A 6,754-nucleotide genomic window follows, 5' to 3' on the forward strand; every position below is an offset into this window, starting at 1 on the left:
GACACCGACCGCAACGCACCCCCGTGCAATAGTGCTCCGGTCCCTTGCATAGTGTGCGAAGGAGGACCGATTTGAGGAGTGTTGATGACCGACGGACCTGTGCTCGCGTTCTTCACCGAGGATTCCGGACGGTTCCTGCCGCTTCCGCTGGCGCGCAGCCTGTGGGCCGCCGACTCCCTCACCGGCCCCGCGGTCTGCGGTATCGCCGCTCGTGCCGCCGAAACCGGCTACGGCGAAACCGGATTCCGGCCGGTTCGATTCACCGTCGACCTGTTCAAGATGGCCCGCGCGCTGCCCACCCGCACCGTCGGCCGGGTGCTGCGCGACGGTGGGCGGATCAGGGTCATCGAGGTCGACGTGGTGCAGGATAAGCCGTCGGGCGCGAGCACCGAGGAGGTCGTGGTCGCCCGCAGCACGACGGTGTTCCTGCGCGAGTCGGCCAACCCGCCCGGCAAACGCTGGCGCAACCCGGCCGACGACATCGTCGCCGCCGACACCCCCACCCCGCAGCAGCAGGACGCCGCATCGAACGAGTTCAACGGGGAGGGCCCGTGGGATCCGGCCCTCGCGCCGTGGTTCTATTCCGGCGGCACCTGGTCCAACGACATGGGCACCAACCAGACCGACGGACAGAAGGCCGTGTGGAGCCGATCGGCGCAGGTCGTCGAAGGTGAACCGCCCAGCCCGTTCCAGCGCACCGTCATGGCGTCGGAGGCGACGAGCCTGATGGGCAACTGGGGTACCGAGGGCATCGCGTTCATCAACTGCGACCTCACCGTCGCGCTGAGCCGGCTGCCCGGCGACGGCCGCATCCACGTGCGTGCCGAATCGCACACCGAACACGACGGCATCTCCACCTCGTCGACGGGCCTCTACGACGCCGACGGACGGTTCGGCACCGGACTGGTCACAGCCGTCAACAACGTCGCCGCCCAGATCGACTTCGCGAAGGTCGATATGACCGGCCACTACGCCGAAAGCTGAGCCCGCCGACGGCCAGTTGCCCGGATACTCACCGCGGTCGGGTATCCGGGCGGACCCGATCAGACCGCGGCAGCCGGTGCCCGCTTGGGCAGCGTGAACAGGTTGGCGATGCTCATGGCGATCAGCATGATCGCCGACACCCAGACCAGGGTGGCCAGGGCGACCCAGGAGAAGGCGATCATCACGATGCCGGCGATCACCGACACGATGCCGGAGACGATCAGCAGCCACTTGGGTGCGTACGGATTGTCGCTGGCCGAGAAGATCTCGCCGAGTCCGGAGAAGATCCAGCCCACACCGATGAACACGGCGAGCATGGCCAGGGACTGTCCGGGCCGGACGAGCGCGATGATGCCGGCGATCAGGATGATGAAACCGAGAACTCCGTGCACCACCCGCCACGCACCCGACAGATCCTTGCCCGCGAAGGCGAGGTAGAGGCGGAACGCGCCGATGCAGAACAGGGAGATCGCGAACAGCACCGCGATCACCAGCATTGTCGCGTGCGGCCACACCAGCGCGACGATGCCGGCCACGATGCCGACGATCGAGGTGAGGACGATGGTGTTGCGAACGGCGATGAGCGCCTCGTCGGGAAGCCTGTTCTCCAGATCTGAGTAAGTCATGAGCGCACCTTACGCGTTCGCCGCGGACGCGGCGGCGGCACGCTGCTTCTTGGCTGCACCGCCGATGGTCAGTGCCACGCCGACGATCACCCAGATGAACAGGACCGTCAGTGGCATACCGATGCCATGACCGTCGAAGAAGGCGACCGACCGGACGAGCGTCCCGGTCGAGCCGATCGGCAGCAACTGCCCGATGAAACCCCACGGCGACGGCAGCCACTGCCAACCGGTCGCCATACCCGACAACGGGTTCGCGATGAACATCATCAACAGACCGCCGACACCAAAGCCCGCGTAGCCGAGCAGTGACTCCATGCCGAGAACGAACAGCGAGATTGCGGCCACGCCGAGTGCCAGCGACAACGAGGTCAGGAAGTAGTTGCCGTCGACGGACCCGAAGCCGAACTGCAGGATTGCGACGACCACGAAACCGACGACGGTCGATCCGGCGATGGAGCCGGCAATCTTGTACAGGGGCAGGTTCTTGAGCAGCGTCGACAGCAGGACCGCCGAGATCATGCCACCGAAGGCCAGTGGCATGCCGAGCGCGCTGAGGCCCGAACCGTTGGGGTCGTCGGCGGTCAGCGGCGCGATGTCGGTGTAGGTGACCTTCTTACCGGCGGTCTCCAGGCCCGCGCCGATGTTCTTGAGCAACGCCGAGTACGGCGTGCCTGCACCGCCGGCGACGGTGATCGTCACCGAACCGTCCGCCTCGATGCTGATGCCGCCCACCACGTCCCGGTCGTGGGCGGCCTCGGCGACCGCGGCCGCGTCGTCGTAGTTCCTGAAGTCGAACGCACCTGGCTGGGCGGCCTCGAACTTCTGCTGAAGCTGCGCGGTCGCCTGCGCGGGGCCGCTGATACCGACGGGCAGATCGTCGGCACCCGAGTTGATCGACGGTGCAAGGAAGGCGAGCACCATCAGGGAGACGGCAACCGCGAGGCCGCCGACCACGATGCCGATCTTGAGCCACGGGCTCTTGTCGGCCAGAGGACCGGACGATTCTGACGATTCGGGGTCTGCGGTCTCGGTGGCCATCACTCACCTCTCAGTCAGGTCGCCGGGGCTGTTGCCGACAACGTCTCACGCTAACGCGTACCCGGCGATCCCCGGCGAGCCAACTTTCAGATGTCCAGTTCTTGTTTCTGATTCGTGATCTCAACGTCGGCGCGCTCGGCTGCGGTGCATAAGCCCTCCTGCCGGGGTATCAACCAGCGCCGATCCACCCACCGACACACCGCGATCACACTCGCCGCCAGTGCCCAGCCGAGCAGGATGTCGATGACGTAATGCTCGGCGGTGAACACCAGCGCGAATGCCATCGCCAGCGGATAGGCCATGAACAGCGTCTTGCCGAGCGCCTTGACCCGCGGCCACATGAACAGCGCCAGCAGCATCGTCAAGCCCGCGTGCAGCGACGGAATCGCCGCGACCAGATTCGACTTGCCCTGCGCCATCGTGAACAACTGCGACGCGTTGTGGATATTGAGCACGCTCCAGCCGCGCCACGAGATGCGTTCGACATAGGGCGCAGCACCGTCGTGGCGGGGTTCGACCTTGCCCAGCAGCCCGCCGCCGGGTTCGGGGTTCATCGAATGCATGCACGGCGGATCACGGGGATGATCGACGACCTGTTCGGCGGTGCACCGGGCAGCGGCCCACGGCGGGGCGGCAGGTAGCAGCGTGTAACCGACCAGCGCGAGGAACGTCGTCGCCAGGAAACACGCGGCGTAGCGTCGCCACACCGCACGGTCACGCACCCACAGGATCGCCGCCATCGCGTACGGGACGATGAAGTACGAGATGTAGACGACGCTGGTGACGACCTCCCACCAGGTGGGTTCGGCATGTTTGAGGTGACTCTGCAGCCACACCGTCGGATTGACCCCGAACATCCACTTGTCGATGTCGGGCGCGAGATGCCACTGCGTCGGCATGTCGATGAGCTGAGCGACGTTGCGGGTCCAGTCGTAGAGCAGCAGAATCAGCACGAACGGCAGCCAGTCGACGACCACGGTGATGGCCCGGCGCCGGCCGATGCACGCCGCGAACATCCCGAAGCACATCAGCAAGATGAGCCGGGTGCGGTCGAAGGCCAGGCCGTGCACCCAAAACTCGGCGAATATGCCGATCGCCCACAGACCGATGGCCACCCGGCGCACCCAGGTCAGATCGCGGCGGGTGGCCATGTCCGGGTCAAGTTCGGCGGCCTTGCCCAGGTCGGTCAGCAGCGGTTCCACACCCCGGTGCGGGGCTGGTGCTTCCGACTCATCGATGCTCAACGGGGCTGCTCCACAGGTCTGTTCACGGATACGACGGCTCCCGTCACCCTAGTTGGCCCCACGCATTCATGATCGGCCGATAGTGCGCGCCAAGACGTCCGGGTATGGAGATGGGCGTCCGGAACGCGACGATTCGCAGCATTTTTCGTGGCGGCCGGGCCTGAACTTCCGGCAGCCGCCACGTACGATTGTGTGTTAGATCACACCGTAACGGCCCCGTTGTCGGCCCGTCCGGCACACCGATCGACGAGAACGGAGCTCCCCGTGTCCAACAGGTATCTGCGCTACGGCGACCAGCGCTACATCATCAGCAAGGAGGCCGAAGCCCGGCTTCATCGTTCGCTGGCGGCCGTCTACGACGGTCCCGGCCGCAGCCACGAGTGGTTCAACCTGTACCCCGGCACCGAGGCCCCCTGCCGCATCCTGATCGCACCGGGGGTGCCGATCACCATCGAAGAACTGCTCGACTGACGCCCGACCGCGGCGCACTATCGTTGCGGTATGCGCATCGGAGCCCACCTTCGCGAAGACACCGACCCACTTGCCACGGCGGCCGACCTCGGCATCGACGTCTTCCAGATGTTCGTCACCGACCCGCAGAGCTGGAAAAAGCCCGCCCCCAACCCGCGGGCGCAGGAATTCCGGGAGTCTCCGATCGACGTCGTGGTGCATTCGAGCTACTCGATCAACGTCGCGAGCCTCAACAACCGGCTACGGATGCCCTCCCGTAAGGCCGTCGAGCAGCAGGCCGCGGCTGCCGCGGAGTTGGGCGCGTTCGGGCTGGTCGTGCACGGTGGTCACCTGCGCGACGGTGAGGACTCGGCCGAGGGCTTCGCCAATTGGCACAAGCTGTTCGACCGGCAGGTGGACAAGGGCGGGTTCGGGGTGCCGATCCTCATCGAGAACACCGCCGGCGGCGATCACGCGATGGCCCGCACCCTCGAATCCATCGACCGGCTCTGGAGCGAGGTGGGCGACTTCGAGCAGGCCGGATTCTGCCTCGACACCTGCCACGCCTGGGCCGGCGGTGAGGATCTGGTGGGCCTGGTCGAACGGGTCAAGGCGATCACCGGCCGCATCGACCTGGTGCATCTGAACAACTCCCGCGACGAGTTCGACTCGGGCCGCGACCGGCACGCCAACCTGGAATCCGGCCACATCGACGCGGCCGTCCTCGCGGAGGTGGCCCGCACAGCCGGAGCCCCGATCATTCTGGAGACCCCCACCGAGGGAATCCCCGAAGACCTCACCTACCTGCGCGAACACCTCTGATCACCGGACAAGATCCGCCCTCCACGGACCGGCCGCCGCCGTAGATCGGCAGCTACGCCGTGGAGGGCGGTTCTTACCGCGCCGAATATATTCTTCGCAGAGTCGGCGCGATCACAAACATGCCACTTGTTGCATATGCAAATCGGTAGTAAACTGAAGTTACTGGCGAGTAACTTACGGTTGCCCGAGCGCCCCGGGCAAGAGACCACCCCTCGCTTCTGCCCCGCAAAGAAAGCAACACCCCAGATAGGAACCAGACAATGGGTCACTACAAGAGCAACCTGCGTGATCTCCAGTTCAACCTCTTCGAACTCTTCAACCTGGAGCAGGTCCTCGAAGAAGGCGATTTCGGCGACCTCGACAAAGAGACCGCCATCGACATGCTGCGCGAGGTCCGCACCCTGGCCGAAGGTCCCATCGCCGAATCGTTCGCCGATGCCGACCGCAACCCGCCGGTGTTCGACCCCGAGACCCATTCGGTGACCGTCCCCGAAAGCTTCAAGAAGTCCTACGCCGCCTACATCGAAGCAGGCTGGGACAAGATCGGACTGCACGAAGAACTCGACGGCCTGCCCGCCCCGCGCACCCTGTTCTGGGCCCTCGGTGAAATGATCCTCGGCGCCAACCCGCCGCTCTACATGTACGCAGCCGGTTCCGGCTTTGCCGACATCTTCTTCAATCAGGCCACCGACGAGCAGAAGAAGTGGGCCGCCATCTGCGCCCAGCGCGGCTGGGGCGCCACCATGGTCCTCACCGAGCCCGACGCCGGTTCCGACGTCGGCGCCGGCCGCACCAAGGCCGTCGAGCAGCCCGACGGCACCTGGCACATCGACGGCGTGAAGCGCTTCATCACCTCCGGTGACCAGGACATGACCGAGAACATCTTCCACCTGGTGCTCGCCCGTCCCGAGGGCGCCGGCCCCGGCACCAAGGGACTGTCGCTGTTCTTCGTCCCCAAGTTCCACTTCGACCACGAGACCGGCGAACTGGGCGAACGCAACGGCGTCTTCGTCACCAACGTCGAACACAAGATGGGAATCAAGGCGTCGGCCACCTGTGAGGTCACCTTCGGTCAGCACGGCGTCCCCGCCAAGGGCTGGCTCGTCGGCGAGGTCCACAAGGGCATCGCGCAGATGTTCGAGGTCATCGAGCATGCCCGCATGATGGTGGGCACCAAGGCCATCTCCACCCTGTCGACCGGTTACCTCAACGCCCTCGACTACGCCAAGCAGCGCGTCCAGGGTGCCGACCTCACCCAGATGACCGACAAGGCCGCCCCGCGCGTCACCATCACCCACCACCCCGACGTGCGTCGTTCGCTGATGACCCAGAAGGCATACGCCGAGGGCCTGCGCGCGGTCTACCTGTACACCGCCTCGCACCAGGACGCCGCAGCCGCCAAGATCGTCTCCGGCGCCGACGCCGACCTTGCGCACCGCGTCAACGACCTGCTGCTCCCGATCGTCAAGGGTGTCGGCTCCGAGCGTGCGTACGCCGCGCTGAGCCACGAATCGCTGCAGACCTTCGGCGGCTCCGGCTTCCTGCAGGACTACCCGATCGAGCAGTACATCCGCGACGCCAAGATCGACT

Annotated in this window: 7 protein-coding genes; 4 read left to right on the forward strand and 3 right to left on the reverse strand. The window is 65.8% G+C overall.

All coding sequences use genetic code 11. From position 1 onward, the window contains the following. Positions 1–84: 84 nt before the first annotated feature. Entirely contained in the window at positions 85–984 is a 900-nt protein-coding gene (locus Q0627_RS07610) for an acyl-CoA thioesterase domain-containing protein (protein ID WP_298808813.1), read from the forward strand. Between the two features lie 59 nt (positions 985–1,043). On the opposite strand, the gene Q0627_RS07615 is transcribed toward Q0627_RS07610, so the two are convergent. From Q0627_RS07615 to Q0627_RS07625, 3 genes are all read right to left on the reverse strand, one after another. Then, positions 1,044–1,610, reverse strand: a complete 567-nt coding sequence (locus Q0627_RS07615; protein ID WP_298808816.1) for an HdeD family acid-resistance protein — start codon at positions 1,608–1,610, stop codon at positions 1,044–1,046. A 9-nt stretch (positions 1,611–1,619) separates the two neighbouring features. Then, positions 1,620–2,648, reverse strand: coding sequence for an ABC transporter permease (locus Q0627_RS07620; RefSeq protein ID WP_298808818.1), 1,029 nt, complete (start codon positions 2,646–2,648; stop codon positions 1,620–1,622). 86 nt (positions 2,649–2,734) lie between these two features. Continuing rightward, positions 2,735–3,892, reverse strand: coding sequence for a phosphatase PAP2 family protein (locus Q0627_RS07625; RefSeq protein ID WP_298808819.1), 1,158 nt, complete (start codon positions 3,890–3,892; stop codon positions 2,735–2,737). Positions 3,893–4,156: 264 nt separating this feature from the next. On the opposite strand from Q0627_RS07625, the gene Q0627_RS07630 reads away from it, so the two are divergent. The 3 genes from Q0627_RS07630 to Q0627_RS07640 all read left to right on the forward strand — a co-directional run. After that, positions 4,157–4,363: a hypothetical protein gene (locus Q0627_RS07630; protein ID WP_005193468.1), complete on the forward strand. Its 207-nt coding sequence runs from the start codon at positions 4,157–4,159 to the stop codon at positions 4,361–4,363. A 30-nt stretch (positions 4,364–4,393) separates the two neighbouring features. Beyond that, on the forward strand, positions 4,394–5,164 hold the full coding sequence (locus tag Q0627_RS07635; protein ID WP_291017751.1) for a deoxyribonuclease IV: 771 nt from the start codon (positions 4,394–4,396) through the stop codon (positions 5,162–5,164). Between the two features lie 260 nt (positions 5,165–5,424). Then, positions 5,425–6,754 (forward strand): acyl-CoA dehydrogenase family protein (locus Q0627_RS07640; RefSeq protein WP_298808825.1); only part of this gene is annotated, 1,330 nt, incomplete at its 3' end.

Source organism: uncultured Gordonia sp., from assembly GCF_937858515.1.
GTDB lineage: Bacteria > Actinomycetota > Actinomycetes > Mycobacteriales > Mycobacteriaceae > Gordonia.